A 15,985-nucleotide genomic window follows, 5' to 3' on the forward strand; every position below is an offset into this window, starting at 1 on the left:
GACGAGATGGGCTACCGCCTGCACGGCCACCGCAGCGACGATGCGTAGTGGGAATCAATCAGCGCATGGCGAGACGTGCGCGCAGGAGGTCGTTGAGGACGCGCACCGGTGACGTGGGGCACATCGCCAGGCGGGCGTCGAGGGCCACCTCCCACTGTTCGGTCAGGCCGGCCATGAGGCGGCGGCGCATGCCGGAGGTGACGTGGGCGTAGCGGGCCGAGACGGAGCCGTCGATGTGGCCCATGCGCTCGTCCATGAGGACCTTCTCGGTGCCGAGGTCCTCCATGATCGTCCGATGGGTGTGGCGGAGGCCATGGGGCGTGAGGCCCCTGGCTATGGGGACCCAGCAGGCGTCGGCGCGGTCGGTTGCATTGCGGCCTCGGGCCGGGACGCCGGGCCAGGGCTCACCCAGGAGTGGCACGGGACGGGCCTCCTGGGGTGCCTTCTTCGGATACCAGCCGGAGACCGCGGGGGTGAACAGCCAGGTGGCGAAGCCGTTGCGGCGCCAGTGGGGCGCGTGCTCGGACACCGTGCCGCCGCGTACGAAACCAAGGTCCGCGATGGCCTGCTCCACCTTGGCGCGTGTGGCTTCGGCGACGCGGTCGGGGTGGTTGAGGACGTTGGACACCGTGCCCGTGGAGACGCCGGCACGGTGGGCGACGTCAACGAGCTTGGCGCCCTGGTGGCCGCCGGAGCGGGCCGCGCCGAGTCCGCGGTAGACGTAGGTCTTGCCGTGGCAGGGGCAGGGGCGCGGCTTCGTGCGGGCGATGTGGTTAGCGACGAGGGCAGAGAGCCAGTCCATCGAGTCGATGGTGCGGTAGCTGTCGTCCTTGGGCGGGACGCGCACCAGCTGGCCGGTGTCCAGCTCGTACAGCTGCCACTCGACGCGGAAGGAGCCGGGCCGGGCGAACTCTGTCTCCAGGCCAACCATTTCGGCCCAGCGCATGCCGGTGTAGCCCTTGTGCACCACGGCGACGAACTCGTCGTCGCGGCCGGAGAGCAGGGACGCCCGCTCAGCGGCCAGCAGGATGCCGAGCGCGTCGGTGATGACCTTCTCCGGGCCCCGGTCGCGTGAGCGGCCGGCGCGCTTGCCGCGCCCGCGCCGCCTGGCGGCGGGGTTGGAGGTGATCAGCCCCTCGTCGATCGCGTCTTCGAGGATCAGGTGGAGCATCGAGCGCCAGGTCTTGACGCTGGAGGCCGCGTACACGGCCCGCTCCTTCTTCTCCCACAGCTCGACGTCCGAGCGCAGGATGCCGACTAGCGCCTTGTCCTCGAAGTCGGGGAGTAGGTGCTCCTCGATGTGGCGCTTGTAGTTCTGCATCGTCGACGCGGCCAGGTCCTGCGCCTCGTACCAGCGGCTCGCGTACTCGCCGAAGGTCTCCTGGCCAAGAGCCGGGTCGCGCCAGTCGCCGCGCCGGTACTTGTTCTCGGCCTCACTCGCGGCCCGCTGGGCCTCGCCCTTGGTGGCGAACCTGATCGCCTTGCCGCTTTCGTCGACGACCGTGAGGTGCTTGCCGGGCTCGATCTTGTATCGGCCGCGCCAGTAGTTTCCGCGCTTCTCCGCGAAGCCCACGTCTTGCCGTCCTCCCCTTGTTCTGTTTCGGTTGGTGCCGCGCTACGCGACCGCGTCATGCTGCATCCGACGCGGCGGCCGGGCACGCAGGCGCGACGTCGGAGTGCCGAGCGCCCGACGGGGTTGCGTGGTCGCCTGAGCGGTGGGCGCCGAGACGAGAGCAGCCACCGCCGCAACACCTTGCGCAGCACGCGTCGGCCGCTCCTCGTAGAGGCGGACGATCTCGGCGAGGTGGCCGGCGGTGAAGCGGTAGGCGCGACCGACTCGCGTGTGTGGGATCAGGCGGCGGCGGGCTCGGTCCATGACCCACCAGGCCGAGCAACCGAGGATCTCGGCGATCTCCTCGGGCCGGTAGAGGCGAGGCAGGGCAGCTCCGCCCTCAGTGCCGGGAACGGAAGGTGTGGGGGTGAAGGGCATTGTGGGGTGACGATGCAAGGGGCGTAGGTCCTATCTCGGTGGTGGGTGTGCTCGGTCAGCGGTGCGGGACGATCCTCATCGCAGGTCGCTCGGCTCCTGGAGCAGCACGAGGGGCGAGACGTGGAGGGTTTCGGCGATCACGAGGAGTCGTCGACGGCACAACGGCGCTGGAGGCGTTCGATGCGGGACAGCATCGTGCTGGACATGGGATGGGTGAGGGCGGCCCCCCGTGCGGTCAACTTGCACTGAGTGATGCCGTGTTCGGTGCGGAGGATTTCGATGATTCGGGCGCCCGCATTCCGGCCCTTCCGATTTCGAGTGATCGTGCTGCCATGGCTCCAGTTGTAGCGCGCATTCGCCGGTTTGGTTAACCGGCGATCGTGGTCTATGTTGCGCCGCGCGCGTTTTGGGCGCGGCGGATTCACCCGCCCTTTTGGTCTGGTTCCGAGCTGTCAATCGAAACCAGAAGACCCTCTGACATCGGATGTTGTGTTGTAACTTCCCGTCGAGAGCCCGTCAACGGCTTGGCGATGTGATGCTTCTGGCTCGGCATTCCGGGCAACTATTTGGTCAACCGCCGATCGTGCCCTACCGTTTTCACACCGCCCTCTTCACCCGATTCTCGGCAGCCTTTCTGCCGTCAGAGATTCGGCCGCATTGGGCTGGACTTGTGCGACCTGGGTGTGGCTATGTTGACGACATCCCCAGGAAACGCGAACGGTTCTCCGCGCGCCCGCGCGAACAACCGGTCTCCGCCCTGCCCTTACGCCCACTCCGCCCCGACCGACGGTGAGCCGCGGCTGCAAGCCCGCCGGCAACCGAGTGAGGACCGCACCCTCTTGGCACGAATCCGCACCATCAAGCCCGAAGCCTTCGTCTCCGAGTCCCTGGCCGTCGTCACCCTGACCGCCGAGCGCACCTTCTTCGGCCTGCTCACCCAGGCCGACGACCAGGGCCGCCACCGTGACCACGCCGCGATCATCGCCGGACAGCTCTGGGTCCTACGTCCGGACCACACCCCCGCCGATGTCGAGGATGACCTCGCCCAGCTCGCCGACGCTGGCCTGATCTGCCGCTACCAGGGGCCGGACCACAAGCGCTACCTGCACATCGTCACCTGGCGAGAGCACCAGAAGATCAACCGGCCGAGCAAGAGCCGTCTCCCCGGCTGCCCGCACCACGACACCCCGACCGGCGCGATGCCGATCGTCGCCGAGCGCGCCGTGGGAGGCAGCTTCACGGTGCCTGCACCGTCGTCTCACGGAACCCTCCGTGAAGCCTCCGGCGAAGTGCCGGAGCACACGGTGAACCTGGGCACTGACGACGAACCCGCAGGTCAGAGGGATTTCACGGAGTACTCCGTGAAGGATGCCGGAGGGCTCGCTGCGGGGACAGTGACGCCTCACCGTCCGGATCTAGGACCTAGGATCATGGATCTAGGAACTACCCCTTCGGGGGGCGCGAGCGCCCACGCGCCCGACACCGTCTCGACCGATCATCTGATCGGCGAGTACGTCGCCGCATGTGCCCACCGCCCGCCAGCGGGCGTCCTGGGCCACCTCGGCCGGGAGGTGCGCAAGCTGCTCGACGAGGGCATCGCCCCCGCCCACATCCGGGCCGGACTCGAGCGCCACCGAGCCAAGGGTCTGCACCCGAGCACCCTGGCGAGCCTCGTCCACGAGGCCATGAACGCCACGCCCGCACCAGTCGCCCACAGGGCATGGACGAATCCCAGCGACGTCGACGCCGCCTATGGAGGTGAACTCTGACCGCCACCCTCACCCGAGAGCCCCGCCGCGTCGGCCCGCTCGCCGACCGGCTCAACACGATCCTGGCCAGCCGGGGCATCGAACCCGGTGCCGCGACCGAGGAACCGCCAGCCGAGCCGGTCACGGCACTGGAGCTCGCCGACGCCCGTATCCCCGCCCGCTACCGCCGAGCCCTGGCCGACCACCCGCAGATCATCGCCTGGGCCGACCAGGTGGCCGGTGCCGGGCGCCCCGGACCCGGCGGACCCGGCATCGCCGAGGGCCCGTCGCTGCTGATCGTCGGCCCCACCGGAACGGGCAAGACCCACCAGGCGTACGGCGCCCTCCGCGCGCTCCTCACCCGAGGCGTCCGCCTGCGCTGGGAAGCCACCACCTCCGCCGACCTCCACGCGCGACTCCGCCCTCGTGCCGGCCACGATGCCGAACGGGACCTCCAGACGCTGGCCCGCAGCCCGCTGCTCCTCCTGGACGATCTCGGCGCGGCCAAAACCAGCGAGTGGACCGAGGAGCTGACCTACCGGCTCATCAACCACCGGTACGAGCGCATGCTCCCCACCCTCATCACCACCAACCTGCCGACCCCCGAGCTGCGCACCGCGCTCGGTGACCGCGTCGCCTCCCGCCTCGCTGAGATGACCGAACGCGTCATCCTCACCGGTCCCGACCGACGCCGCCGGAGCGCGCCCACCGCCTGATCGGCCCGTGCGCGTGCCCCTCCCCCGCCCTGCCTCGCATCACCACACCCTGCCCTTGGCGGTGCAGACCCCCGGAGACCGAGCCAAGCGGCCACTCCCGCCCTTCATTTCCCCCAACCTTTGGAGCCCCACTCGCCCTCCCCCGCCCTCACGCGCCTGGCTGCCCAGAGCGCCAGCATCCCGCTCCTCCCGGACTGGGTCACCTCCCCCGTAACGACAGCGGTGCTGCTCGCCTTGCTCGTGCTCGCCGGATGGATGCTCCGCCAGCAGCGCCGTCAGCCGCCCGGCGCAAACCGCTGGCGCGGGACCGTCGCAATGCCGGTCGCCGCCATGGCCGCGCTCGGCTGCACCGCCTACAGCGCGGACACCAGCTGGCGGTTCGCCGCCGACTACCTGGACATGGGCAGCACCGTCGAGCGCGCCTTCATGTTCGCCACCGCTGAGCTAGCCCTGTTCGCCACCGCGCTGATGGCACGCCAGAACCTCAACGGGCCCGCACGCGCGCCGGGCGTGCCAGGCGTCCTCGTGTGGGTGCTCACCGGAGTGCAGATCATCCCCGCCTACGCCGAGTTCGGGCTCGTCGGCGGCACCGTGCGCGCTTTCGTAGGCCCGGTCATGGCCGCGATGCTGTGGCACCTGGCCATGGGCATCGAGCTGCGCCACCGCACACCGAAGGCCGCCTCGCGCGGTCTGGCCGCTGTCCTCGTACGTCAGGCACGCGAGCGCCTGCTGGCCAGGTTGGGCATCGCCGACCAGGACGCGGACGCCGCCCGGTTCATCCGCGAGCGTGCGCTGAGCGACGCCGTCACCCTGATCCTCCGCGCCGAATCGATGACCGACAAGCAGCGCGGCACACTGCGGGGCCGACGCCTGTCCGATCGTCTGCACGAGGCGCTGGAGCGGGCCGACGTCGACGGAGACCCACTCCAGGACGAGTTGCTGCTGCGCAAGCTCGCCACCCGCAAGCAGGCTCTCGGCCTCGCTACCGTCGCACTGCCGCCGCGCTGGCACACCCCGACCTCGTACACCGCCCACTACTCCGGGCAGAGCAGCCAACCGCCCTCCGCCCGCCCGGAACCAGCTCCGCGGGCAGAGGAGACTGCCCGCCCGACGCCAACACTGCCCACACAACGGGCAGAACCCGAAGACGGCCCACCGCATACGGGCAGTGACGCCTCCGACGGCGCCCCGGGCAGGCGCAAGCGAAAACCGGATGCCCGGCAGAAACGGGAGGACCGCAAACCGCGCGCCTCCGACGAGGTCATCCGGAAGTTCGCCCGCCGCGTGTACGAGGAGACCGGCCGCATCGGCCGCGACCGGGTAGAGGACGCCCTCCGCGACGCCGGCTACACCGTCTCCAGCGACGACGCCGGACGCGTCGTCCGCGAATTCAAAAACCAACTCAAGGCCGCGCCCAGCGACCCTGCTCCCTGATCCCCACAGCCAACCGCTCCCGCAGCCGCCCCTGAGACGGAGGCTCGATGCACGACCCACACCGTGAAGACCCCACCACCAGCGACAATGCCCTACCAACCACCCCGTCCCCAGCGCGAGCAAGTTGGAGGTTCGGACACTCCCCCGCAGGGGGAGCGTCCGAACCCGACCCCGCCCCGGGGGTGGCGGGGCCCGTCCTGCACCAGGGGGCGCCGGACGGGAGGGCTGCGACCGAGGGCGGACCGCAGCCAGGCAAGGCCAGCCGCAAGGGCAAGGCCAGGAAGGGGAAGTCGCGTCCGCGTGACAAGAGGCAGCGCCCTGCCCACAGCGTTCGCCTCAACGACCAAGAACTCGCCATCATCCGATCCGGCGCCGAGCACGTCGATATGAGCGTGGCCGGGTTCCTGGCCCACTCGGCCCTGGCTGCCGCCCGCGACCAGTCCCGCACCGCAGCGGCCATCGCTACCGAGCGGGACATCCTGACGGCCCTGTTCGGCGTGCGCCGTCAGCTCGGCTGGGCGGGCAGCAATGTCAACCAGGCCGTCAAGGCACTCAACTCCGGTGCCGAAGCCCCGCACTTCACTGCCGCACTCGCCGACCTGCAGCGCGCCGCACAGGCCGTCCAGCGGGCGGCCGACAGGATCACCAACCGACAGGAGGGCCAAGCGGCTTGATTCCCCGGATCCACCAGCAGGGCAGCAACACCCTCGGGCTCTTGCACTACCTGTACGGCAAGGGCACCCACGAGGAGCACATCGACCCGCACCTGGTCGCTTCGTTCGACGGCATGGCCCCCGACCCCGGCCGCGAACCTTCGGTGACGAAGAAGGACCTCCAGCACCTCCTCGACCAGCCCCTGTCCCTGATTGCTGCAGACCAGCGTCCCGACCAGCACGTCTGGCACTGTTCGGTGCGTGCCGCCCCCGACGACCCGATCTTGTCCGACGAGCAGTGGGGCGACATCGCCCGCCGCATGGTCGCCGCCACCGGCATCGATCCTGGCGATGGCGCAGGCTGCCGCTGGGCCGCCGTCCGCCATGCCGACGACCACATCCACATCATCGCCACCCTCGTACGGGAGGACGGCCGCCGCCCGGACCACCACCGCTCCGGCAAACGGGCCCAGGCCGAGTGCCGCCTGCTCGAAAAGGAACTCGGCCTGCACCAGGTCGCGCCTGGGGACGGCACCGCCGCCAAGCGGGCTACCAGTGCGGAGCGGCACAAGGCCGAACGCGAGGGTCGAGAGCGCCCGGCACGCGAGGAGCTGCGGGAGACCGTACGGCGTGCGGCGGCCGGCGCAACGAGCAAGGAGGAGTTCTTCGACCGGCTAGCCGCCGCCGGTCTTCTGATCCGCAAGCGCATTGCGCCCTCCGGCGACCTGCTCGGCTACAAGGTCGCCCTCCCCGACGACCGCAACAAGGACGATGAGCCGGTCTTCTACGCCGGTTCCACACTCGCACCCGACCTGTCCTTGCCCCGCATCCGCGAACGCTGGACCCTTCCGGCGGAGGCTGCCACCTCGGCGGACGGCTCCGGGCCGGAGCAGCCCACCCTGCCGCCCGTGACAGGTCCGGCGTTCGCGCGGCGCCGGGCCACCGCCGCCACGTGGCAGGCCCTACTGATCATCGACCACGGCGACGACGGCACAGCAGCAGCGCAGATCGCCGCGGCAGGGGAGATCCTGGACGCGCTCGCCAAGACCTCCGCCGCCCACACCCGCGCTGAACTCCGCGAGGCAGCCGTCGCGTTCGAGCGGGCCAGCCGCTCCCACGTGAAGGCCGTACGCGGGCACGACCGCGCCCTGCGTCAGGCCGCCCGCGATCTCGTCCACAGCGGGCCCGCCCTCGGCCGCGGCGAGGACGGCGCCACCACCGCCATGCTCATCGACATGGCCTTCTTCCTCGCCATCACCGCGGCGAACTGGCACGCCAAGAAGCACCACAGCCAGCAGGCAGCCGCCGCCCGGCAAGCCGCCGAACACCTCCGCGCCGCCTACCAGGCCGCCGCAGGTGAGCCCATGGCCATCCTCGGCCAGCGAGGCCATCGTCTAGCCCCGCGCGTTCGGCAACGGCAAGCTGACCTTCTCCACCAGGTGCTGCCGGAGCTGGCCGAACGGATCCAGGCCGAACCCAGGTGGCCCGCCCTCGCCGCCACCCTCGACGACGTCCAGAAAGTCGGCCACGACCCGGCCGCCCTGCTTACCGAAGCCACCCGACGACGCGAACTCGACACCGCCACGTCCGTCAGCGACGTCCTCGTTTGGCGCCTGCGACGCAGCGCCCACCTGCCAGCCCTACCCGAAAGCCCCCACGGCACCCCGACCCAGGGCATTCGGCGCCCAGGATCCCCGGCGCCCACCAAGCTGTCGGTGCAGGGCGCCGTGAGCGATTTCAGCCGCCGACGCTGACCGGAAAGCGACGCAACATAGCCGACGATCGCCGGTTGGGCAAAACGGCGGTTCTCCGGACCATTGATGCCTCCACCCACCCCACTCCTGTGAGGAGCATCCGTATGCCCAAGACCCAAGCTCGACCGGAGATCGTCGTCCTGCTCTGCGACGCGAACTTCAAGCGCTGGCGTGACACCAAGACGTGGAGCCACCGCGACGGGCGCCCGTTCAGCAAGGAGGAGCAGGCCCTCGCCTTCAGGGCCACCCGCGTCGAGCTCGAAGAGATACAGGAACAGTTCGCGCGGTACCGGGAGTACCGGCGCACCATGGACGAAGCGCCTGAAGCGCTGCAGCGCTTCCTCGCCCCGTTCATGGAGCAGCTCACCGAGAAGAAGCTCGGCAGCGCCGTCCAGCTCATGAACGAGGACGAACGAGCTGAGTTCGATCGCCTCCTGGGCCTCATTGTCGTACCAGTCCGTTCCTTCGCCCCGTACGCCTTCTGACCGGGGCACGCGCCGGCGCGTGAACGACGTGGTGGTGACTGGCTAACACGACAGTTCTGGCGTCTGGAACCGAGGCGTACGGCGTCCCGGTAGCCGATAGCCGCCAGCCGTGGCGCACGGGCTTCGCCAGGACAGAACACGCATCGAAGCCGGGCTTCCCGTCGGGAGGCCCGGCTTCGATGCGTTGAATGACCCTTAGTACTCCAGTGCGGTTTCGTGATCTATCCAGTCGGTTCGTCGCCGGAGCGTCGTCGGTAGTGGCTGCGGCGGGCTGTCGCCTGGTGTTGTCGCCGCCAGTCGGACCAGTGCAGCAGCTTGGCCGCTGACACGGTTGGTGGGGTGAAGACGGCGGCAAGTAGGTGGCGGATCTCCGGGACGGTCAGCCTGATCGGCGGGTGGCCGCGGGTGGGACGGGTTGACTGGGCGGGGCGCTGGGGCGCCGAGCTTGCGGCGACGGCGGTCAGGAAGGCCAGGGCGAGCATGGCGAGGGTGATGTGCCGGTGCCACGAGGTCCAGTTACGGACCTGGTAGTGGTCGAGTCCGACCTGGCCCTTGGCGGCCTGGAAGCACTCCTCGACGCTCCAGCGGACACCGGCGACACGGACCAGTTCCGCGAGGGTGACCGTGGCGGGTGACCAGCACAGATAGAAGGCGAGTTCGCCGGTGGTGCGGTTGCGGCGGATCAACAGGTGGCGGTGGCTGCTGGTGCCGATGTGGACCCAGGCCCAGTCGTAGTATCGAGGGCCTTTCGCACCGGCTCCGGCGCTGTGCCGCTGCCAGGCGGTGGCGGGCAGGCGGCCGGCGACGGTGTCCGCGCGGACGGTGGTGCGGCCGTGGTTGATCCGTACTCGTGTCGAGCAGGCGACGGCCATAACGTAGCCGGTGCCGCGGGCTTCCAGGGCGGCGCGAAGCTGTGGGTCCTGCCCGTAGGCTTCGTCGCCGGTCACCCACCGTGCCTTCACCCCGGCCTTCAGAGCGGCGGCGATCATCTCCCAGGCCAGGCGGGGTTTGGTCTGGAACTGCACTTCGTCGGGTATCCCGGCGGCGTGGCGGCGCTCGACGTCAGCGCACCAGGAGTGTTCGGGCAGGTAGAGCCTGCGGTCGATCAGCGTCCGCCCCCGGTTGGTGGCGTAGGCGAGGAAGACCCCGACCTGGGAGTTCTCGATGCGTCCCGCGGTGCCGGTGTACTGGCGTTGCACTCCCGCCGAGGCATGGCCCTTCTTCACGAAACCGGTCTCGTCCACGATGAGGACACCACCGTCGGTGCCGAGGTGTTCGACGGCGTAGGCGCGGATGTCGTCGCGGACGGCATCGACGTCCCAGCGGGCGTAGCGCAGCAGCCGCTGCATCGGCCCCGGCCGCGCGTGACCAGCCTGTTCGGCCAGCCGCCAGCAGTTCTTCCGCTCGACGCAAGACAGTAGTCCGAGCAGATAGGAGCGGGCGCTCGCCCTCGGCTCAACTCGGCCGAACCGGCCCGCGATCCGGGCCATGGCCTGGTCGAACATTGCCCGCCAGCGGGCGGGGTCTACGCTATGGCCAGCGGCCACCGCACGATCTTCGTTTGTCCACACACCAACCGATGATCACGCGGTGGCCGTACCCGTTCCCCGCCGGGTACGGCCACAAGATCGCAAAGTCAGACTGGAGTATTAGGCGTGCCCGATGAGTCGCGGATCTGTGTGGCGCCAACGAGGCAGTGCGGCGATGGAGTACCGGTGGTTTTCGAAGCTCCATCGCCTGCGCCGCGCTTCATCCTTGTCTGTTGGCACCGGTGCGCTGAACGGCGGGTCAGCTCGCCGCGAGGCGGGTTCTCTTCTCGGCACGCGGTTCCGCCTTCCAGTCAGGCAGGAACGCCGAGAGCAATGGGTCGCTTTCGATTTCCTGCTGAGTGAGCCGCATGCCTTCGTCGATGACCGCGTCCCACTTCTCTGTGGCGAGCTCGATGCGGCAGGGCAAGTCCTTGATGATCCTCTCGTCCACGGTCAGATAGTTGGAGGCCCGACTCCTAGCCCCGCGGCCCGTAGGCACGTAGGCGTCGGCGCCGGCCTGGTCTGGAAGTAGGGAGATGAGGACCGCGTCCCCGTCCTCGGCGATCCTTCTGGCCGCCGTGTGAGCTGCTGAGACCTCCGTCTTGGAGGGGTCTCGTTGCAGCATCTCGATCAGGGTGCTGCGGATGCTGACCGTGTCCCGACCGGCCAGCGCATTTCGCAGGGCCTCGTGGAAGGTCTCCGTCATCGATGTCATGACCGCGATTTTCACGACTGGCTGGCCCGGGGCTATGCGCTTGAGGTCGGCACCCGGCATGTGTTCCCCCGTTCGGCAGTAACGTGCTGGGCTTCGTCGCCGACGGTCCCGCCAGTCACCGACCCATCGGACAGGGCTAGCTGGCTGGAGCGCGCAGGAGCCGGTCGCGTGTGCTCTCCGGCAGCACCCGGCGCAGGACCGGTGCGCTGGAACTGAGGGAGTCGGCGAAGGCGGCGACGAGGTCGTGCGGCACGCTGGGGCCGAAGGAAGCCGCCCACAGGTATCCCGCGCCGAGCGCCGGCTCGGCCCACGCCTGCCACCCAGCCAGGACCGCCTCGTCCGCCTGAGCTACCAGCGTCCGAGGGTGGTCGGCGTCCTGGATGAGGGGCGGCGCCTCGCCGAGGCGGAGGTGGGAGGCGAAGGTCGGATCGATTGCTCCCGTGCCGGGCTGGTCGACGTCACGCAGCCCCCCGTGCGCCGTAACGGTGTCGAGGACCAGCTCGGGGCCACCGAGTGAAAGAGCGGGCTGATCGCGGGCGTCGAGAGCGGCGAGGAAGGCGGCGAGGACCTCTCCGGGGACTTCGGGGGTGAAGTAGGCCGACCACTGGGCGAGCGGACTGCTCAGGTCCGTGCGAGCGGAGACCTGCCAGGCGATCGGCAGGTTCCCTAGGTGGAACGGCTCGTCCGGCAGAACCCACTGCGCCCACCGCAGGGAGTCGGGACTGATGTGCAGGACGGTGCTGCGCAGGACCTGACGGTCCTCCGGCGCCTCGTCCGGCTCCTGGCGACCACGGACGATCGTCAGGCTCGTCCAGCCCAGGCCGGCGAGGGTGTCGGCGACGACGTCGTACAGGCGTCCGTCGTCCCCGGCCAGGTGCCGGGGACCGACCCAGTACGCGGACGGGACGCTCGTCGGGCTAGGTGGGCCGAACGGGAAGTCGGGATGCAGGTGCGCCTCCAAAGGCTTGGGGGTCTTCGTGCCGCCAGCAACGCGCGGGGATAGAGGGGAGTGCCAGGCCGGGTTTGCGGCGGTCTCGGGTGGCAGGTGGCCGAGCTGCGTGTCCCCGCGCCTCCCCTGCGTCAGGGAGACGAAGAGCCGCCCGAGGAGTTCCGAACCGTGCCTCTGCTGTCACAGATGCTGGGAGGTCTCCAGCACGCGAGCGACTGCGGCGGCGACGATATCGGCCGGCGTCTCGGTGTCGAAGGACATCTGGTAGCCGCGTACCTTGGCCGTCCCGGTAACGGCGATCTTCCATCCCTCGCTGTCGGTCCCAGGACGGCCGGACGGGAACCATCCGAGATAGAAGGAGCCGTCCTTGGAGTTGACGTGTACGTCCGCGCGGTCGTCGACGACCAGGTTGAAGTCGTCGGCGCAGAACTGATCCATTACGAGCGTGGGCTGGCCCGGGCCGAGCTGCCACTTACGCAACCGCAGGGCCTCGATGGTGGTGGAGAATCCGGGACTCGGGAGTTCCGGAGCCACAGGCGATCACCTCTTTGACCTGGTGGTTTGCAAGAAGGTCGTCCACGTTGACATGCCATTGCAGCGTTGGCCAGTCGTTCACGGATCTTTGCTGTCTGCCCCGGGCGAACTGCGACGAGGCGTGAGACAGCACTGTCGTATGCCGGAGAAACGGCGTGCGCGTGGTGGGCAGAATGCTGATAGTTGCCGCATGGATGCGATCGAGGCCGCACATGCCGTTGTAGATGAACACCACCCCGACGCCCGGGCTGCCTTCTTGGGAGGCAGCGTCGTGACGGGCTGCCGGACGGCAATGTCGGACCTCGACATCGTGGTCCTGCTCCACGGAGCCCCGGCCCCGTACCGGGCAAGCCTCCGGAGTGACGACTGGCCGGTGGAGATGTTCGTGCACACCGAAACGACGTGGTACGCGTACGTTGAGCGGGAAGTACGCAAGCGCCGGTCGCCGCTGCTCTGGATGTGCGCCGACGGTGAGCTGCTCTTCGATACTGACGGAGTCGGAGCGCGCATCGCAGCTGAGGCCCGAAAGCTGACCGCCGCAGGGCCACCCATGGTGTCGGCCGACGAAATCGATGATCGCCGCTACGCGATCACCGACCTTCTCGACGACCTCGCAGGGAGCAGCGACCAGAGCGAGCGACTGTTCATTGCCACCGAACTGGTTCGCCGGACGGGCGAGTTGGCACTAGCCATCGAAGGCTCGTGGGGCGGGGGTGGAAAGTGGCTCGCACGCCGTCTGGAGACGACGTCACCGGGGCTCAGCTTGCGACTGCACCGTGGCCTGCGGGAAGTATTGGAGGGGTGGGTAGAGCCCCTCGTAGCCGCTGTCGACGAGGTGATCGAGCAGGCCGGTGGTCGGTTGTGGGTCGGCTACAAGCGAGGTGGAACTTCACGAACCTCCCCGGGGCGAGGCCAGCCCCTCCCACCGCCTTGGCCGACAATCGCGCCGCTTGCTTCCCTCGACCGGTGTGAGGAGCAGAAATTCTTGCGCGCTGCGAGCTGGACGCCTGCACGCACGTCCGGAGAACAGCCAGGACCCCCTCGTCATGCCCCACGGCCGACGGTCGGAATTTGCTCCTGGTCGCCGGCCATAGGTGCGTCAGGGCTGTGAAGGATGGGAGCGCCCCGTCGAGGTACTCCTGCACGGGCGTGAAGAGCCCGTACGGCACGTACTGGGAGATTTCGCCGCGGGTCACCCAAGCAAGCTCCGCCAGCTCCTCGGGAGCCGCAATATGGGCTGTGCCACTCACTACCTCGCACGCGACATACGACATCAGCCGGCCCGTAGTCGGGTGGATCCGTTCGCCGAGCAGCTTCACAGCCGCGACGGTCAGACCGGTCTCCTCCTGCGTCTCGCGCACGGCGGCGTCTTCGCGGGTCTCGCCTTGTTCGACCTTGCCGGCCGGGAACTGCCAGGAGAGCGAACCTTCGCTGACACGGCGACGCACGAGCAGCACACGCCCGTCCTGAACGACAACGGCGGCAGCAACCGCTGTCTCGGCCTCGATCGTCACGGAGATCCCTTCCTGAACGCCAACTGCACCGCATTACGCGCGCAGCCGTTCGGCCAAACACCAATCTTCATGCTGCCGCATCGGCACGTCCGTCAGGTCGGGCCGCCTCGGGGTGCCATCGCAGCCGAACCCTAGGCCAGCACCACCCAAGCAGCCTTGTTTCCGCAGTCCGTGACCTGGAATCCCCACTGTCCCTGAGTCAGCTCGTGCACGATGTGCAGGCCCCGGCCGCGCTCAGTGAGTAGCCCGCTCACTGCCTCCGACGCGGTGACTTCCGGCAAGGGTGCGGCAGCCAGGTAGAGGTCCGTAGGAAGCAGAGGATTCCCGTCGTGGATCTCGCAGATGTATCTCCCGGCAACAGAGCGAAGGTGTACCTCGTACGGGCCGCACGCGTGCTCGTGCGCGTTGGCCACGAGCTCCGAGACTGCCAAGACTCCGTCACTGATGACGTCGTCGGACAGGCCCAGATCTTTGAGAACACGTCGCAGAACCGAGCGGGCTTCGCCCGTCGGGTTGATGGTGCGGTCGGTCCAGCGGTACACGAGGGCGGTAGACGGCACACTGATCATCGGGCGGCGGACCTCCTGCGGGTGACGTCGGTGGCCTCCTCCCAGGGCTCCGGAGCGGCGGCAGTGCGTACGCCACCGAAAGACGTAGAGGCCGCATAAAGCACCATGTCATCGAGCGTGTCCGGCCCTTGGGATGGTCGTGGCTCAAGCCCCCGGCCACGAGGCCGGTCGCGAGTCACTCGCTCAAGGGTGGCTGCCGGTGGCCTTGATGCTCATGGGCGTTTATGAGCACAGGGTGCGAGCGGACCACAGGCGCTCCAGGGAGTCCGCCGACCCACCGTCGGCCTTCGCCTCCGCCCGTCTGGTCACTGAGAGTATGAGCGAGTGAGTGCTGACGTGCTGGGACGCTGGGTGCCGGATCGTCCCGAGAATGTGGCCGCGGTCTTCGCCGAGGCGGACTTCCCGTGGTGGATCGCCGGTGGCTACGCGATCGAACTCGCGGTCGGCCGCGAGCTGCGCGCACACGGTGATCTCGACGTTCTCGTCCTTCGGCGCGACCAAGTCCGAGTACGTGAACTGCTGGTCGACTGGGACCTGCACGTGGCAGATCCGCCCGGCCAGGGGGAGCTTCGACCGTGGCGACCGGGAGAGGTCCTTCAGCCGCCGCTCCACGACATCTGGTGCCGCCGTACGCCCAAGGCGCCCTGGTCCGTGCAGCTCATGCTGGACGAGGCCGAGGGCACTCAGTGGGTCTCGCGGCGCACCCCGGAGATCCGGCTCCCGATCGACCGAATCGGGCGGACGAGCGAGACGGGCATCCCGTATCTCGCGCCCGAGGTGCAGCTCTTCTACAAGGCGAAGGCGACCCGAGACAAGGACGAGACCGACTTCGAAGCGGTACTGCCGCTGCTCGACGCTCCGGCCCGCGCCTGGCTGGCAGACGCGATCAAGGTGATCGCGCCCACCCATCACTGGCTCCGCCGGCTCCTGCCGGTCAGCCGAACGTGAGCAGCGGAACGTCGTAGAGGTCGGGGTTCCGGGGCCGGGTCATCGTGGGCGACGTGACCTCCACGATTAGCAGCTCGCTGAGGAACTGGACCTTGGCGCTGAGGAGGTGGCTCGTCCTGCCGTCGGCCGACTGGGCCTTCAGGCCGGCGGAGACGTGGATGTGCGGGAGTACCCCGCCGGTGGCGGGGTCATGGGCGAGGGTGCCGGCGCCGAACGCCTCGACGTTGGTGACGTACGTCTTCGCCCAGACCGGTGCGTCCGGGTCCGCGAGCTTCTCGCAGGCACCCACGATCTCGGCCTCCGCGAAGGCTCCGATGAACGAGGGGATGTAGCCCTGCCGTACGCCGTTGTCCCGGCAGAAGGTGGACAGCGCCTCGAAGAAGTCCTCTCCGTGGTCGAAGGTGACGCCGAAAGTACGGCCTACGGTCAGCTCGTGAGCGCGCATGT

15 protein-coding genes and 2 pseudogenes are annotated in these 15,985 nt (G+C 69.0%); 8 read left to right on the forward strand and 9 right to left on the reverse strand.

Annotation, left to right across the window (positions count from 1 at the left end):
• Positions 1-58: 58 nt before the first annotated feature.
• Positions 59-1,573 (reverse strand): LacI family DNA-binding transcriptional regulator, encoded by a 1,515-nt coding sequence (locus ACLGIH_RS15315; RefSeq protein WP_416525798.1) that lies wholly within the window; start codon positions 1,571-1,573, stop codon positions 59-61.
• A gap of 42 nt (positions 1,574-1,615) precedes the next feature.
• Positions 1,616-1,990 (reverse strand): helix-turn-helix domain-containing protein, encoded by a 375-nt coding sequence (locus tag ACLGIH_RS15320; protein WP_416525799.1) that lies wholly within the window; start codon positions 1,988-1,990, stop codon positions 1,616-1,618.
• An 839-nt stretch (positions 1,991-2,829) separates the two neighbouring features.
• Here ACLGIH_RS15320 and ACLGIH_RS15325 point away from each other — a divergent pair.
• The 6 genes from ACLGIH_RS15325 to ACLGIH_RS15350 all read left to right on the forward strand — a co-directional run bounded on the left by ACLGIH_RS15325 (position 2,830) and on the right by ACLGIH_RS15350 (position 8,780).
• A complete protein-coding gene (locus tag ACLGIH_RS15325) occupies positions 2,830-3,759 on the forward strand; it encodes a hypothetical protein (RefSeq protein WP_416525800.1) in 930 nt (309 codons plus the stop codon).
• On the forward strand, positions 3,756-4,454 hold the full coding sequence (locus ACLGIH_RS15330; RefSeq protein WP_416529391.1) for an ATP-binding protein: 699 nt from the start codon (positions 3,756-3,758) through the stop codon (positions 4,452-4,454). Before ACLGIH_RS15325 ends, ACLGIH_RS15330 begins: the two co-directional genes overlap by 4 nt.
• Positions 4,455-4,769: 315 nt before the next feature.
• Positions 4,770-5,888 (forward strand): hypothetical protein, encoded by a 1,119-nt coding sequence (locus ACLGIH_RS15335; protein WP_416525801.1) that lies wholly within the window; start codon positions 4,770-4,772, stop codon positions 5,886-5,888.
• 386 nt (positions 5,889-6,274) lie between these two features.
• Entirely contained in the window at positions 6,275-6,562 is a 288-nt protein-coding gene (locus tag ACLGIH_RS15340) for a mobilization protein (RefSeq protein ID WP_416525802.1), read from the forward strand.
• Positions 6,559-8,295 carry a relaxase/mobilization nuclease domain-containing protein gene (locus ACLGIH_RS15345; protein WP_416525803.1) on the forward strand — a complete coding sequence of 579 codons (1,737 nt, stop codon included), beginning with the start codon at positions 6,559-6,561 and terminating at the stop codon, positions 8,293-8,295. The genes ACLGIH_RS15340 and ACLGIH_RS15345 overlap by 4 nt, the downstream gene beginning before the upstream one ends.
• A gap of 104 nt (positions 8,296-8,399) precedes the next feature.
• A complete protein-coding gene (locus ACLGIH_RS15350; RefSeq protein ID WP_416525804.1) occupies positions 8,400-8,780 on the forward strand; it encodes a hypothetical protein in 381 nt (126 codons plus the stop codon).
• A gap of 221 nt (positions 8,781-9,001) precedes the next feature.
• Here the strand turns inward: ACLGIH_RS15350 and ACLGIH_RS15355 are convergent, their stop codons facing one another.
• From ACLGIH_RS15355 to ACLGIH_RS15370, 4 genes are all read right to left on the reverse strand, one after another.
• Positions 9,002-10,285 carry an IS701 family transposase gene (locus tag ACLGIH_RS15355; protein WP_473246754.1) on the reverse strand — a complete coding sequence of 428 codons (1,284 nt, stop codon included), beginning with the start codon at positions 10,283-10,285 and terminating at the stop codon, positions 9,002-9,004.
• A 283-nt stretch (positions 10,286-10,568) separates the two neighbouring features.
• Complete coding sequence (locus ACLGIH_RS15360; protein WP_416525805.1) at positions 10,569-11,084, reverse strand: hypothetical protein; 516 nt, start codon at positions 11,082-11,084, stop codon at positions 10,569-10,571.
• A 76-nt stretch (positions 11,085-11,160) separates the two neighbouring features.
• Positions 11,161-11,985 carry an SPDY domain-containing protein gene (locus ACLGIH_RS15365; protein ID WP_416525806.1) on the reverse strand — a complete coding sequence of 275 codons (825 nt, stop codon included), beginning with the start codon at positions 11,983-11,985 and terminating at the stop codon, positions 11,161-11,163.
• Positions 11,986-12,153: 168 nt separating this feature from the next.
• The gene (locus ACLGIH_RS15370; RefSeq protein WP_416525807.1) at positions 12,154-12,507 is read right to left on the reverse strand and encodes an SPDY domain-containing protein; all 354 of its coding nucleotides are present in this window, start codon (positions 12,505-12,507) and stop codon (positions 12,154-12,156) included.
• Between the two features lie 190 nt (positions 12,508-12,697).
• Between ACLGIH_RS15370 and ACLGIH_RS15375 the strand changes: the two are divergent.
• A pseudogene (locus ACLGIH_RS15375) lies at positions 12,698-13,396 on the forward strand (nucleotidyltransferase domain-containing protein); the annotation flags it as partial.
• 229 nt (positions 13,397-13,625) lie between these two features.
• Here the strand turns inward: ACLGIH_RS15375 and ACLGIH_RS15380 are convergent.
• Both ACLGIH_RS15380 and ACLGIH_RS15385 read right to left on the reverse strand, forming a co-directional pair.
• Positions 13,626-14,027: pseudogene (locus ACLGIH_RS15380) on the reverse strand (NUDIX hydrolase); the annotation flags it as partial.
• 125 nt (positions 14,028-14,152) lie between these two features.
• Positions 14,153-14,590 carry an ATP-binding protein gene (locus ACLGIH_RS15385; RefSeq protein ID WP_416525808.1) on the reverse strand — a complete coding sequence of 146 codons (438 nt, stop codon included), beginning with the start codon at positions 14,588-14,590 and terminating at the stop codon, positions 14,153-14,155.
• 324 nt (positions 14,591-14,914) lie between these two features.
• Between ACLGIH_RS15385 and ACLGIH_RS15390 the strand changes: the two genes are divergently transcribed.
• The gene (locus ACLGIH_RS15390) at positions 14,915-15,538 is read left to right on the forward strand and encodes a nucleotidyltransferase domain-containing protein (RefSeq protein ID WP_416525809.1); all 624 of its coding nucleotides are present in this window, start codon (positions 14,915-14,917) and stop codon (positions 15,536-15,538) included.
• Here ACLGIH_RS15390 and ACLGIH_RS15395 read toward each other — a convergent pair.
• On the reverse strand, positions 15,525-15,983 hold the full coding sequence (locus tag ACLGIH_RS15395) for a PPC domain-containing DNA-binding protein (RefSeq protein WP_416525810.1): 459 nt from the start codon (positions 15,981-15,983) through the stop codon (positions 15,525-15,527). The genes ACLGIH_RS15390 and ACLGIH_RS15395 overlap by 14 nt on opposite strands.
• Positions 15,984-15,985 lie beyond the last annotated feature (2 nt).

Origin of the sequence: Streptomyces hamibioticus (genome assembly GCF_047946815.1) — a bacterium.
Lineage (GTDB): Bacteria > Actinomycetota > Actinomycetes > Streptomycetales > Streptomycetaceae > Streptomyces.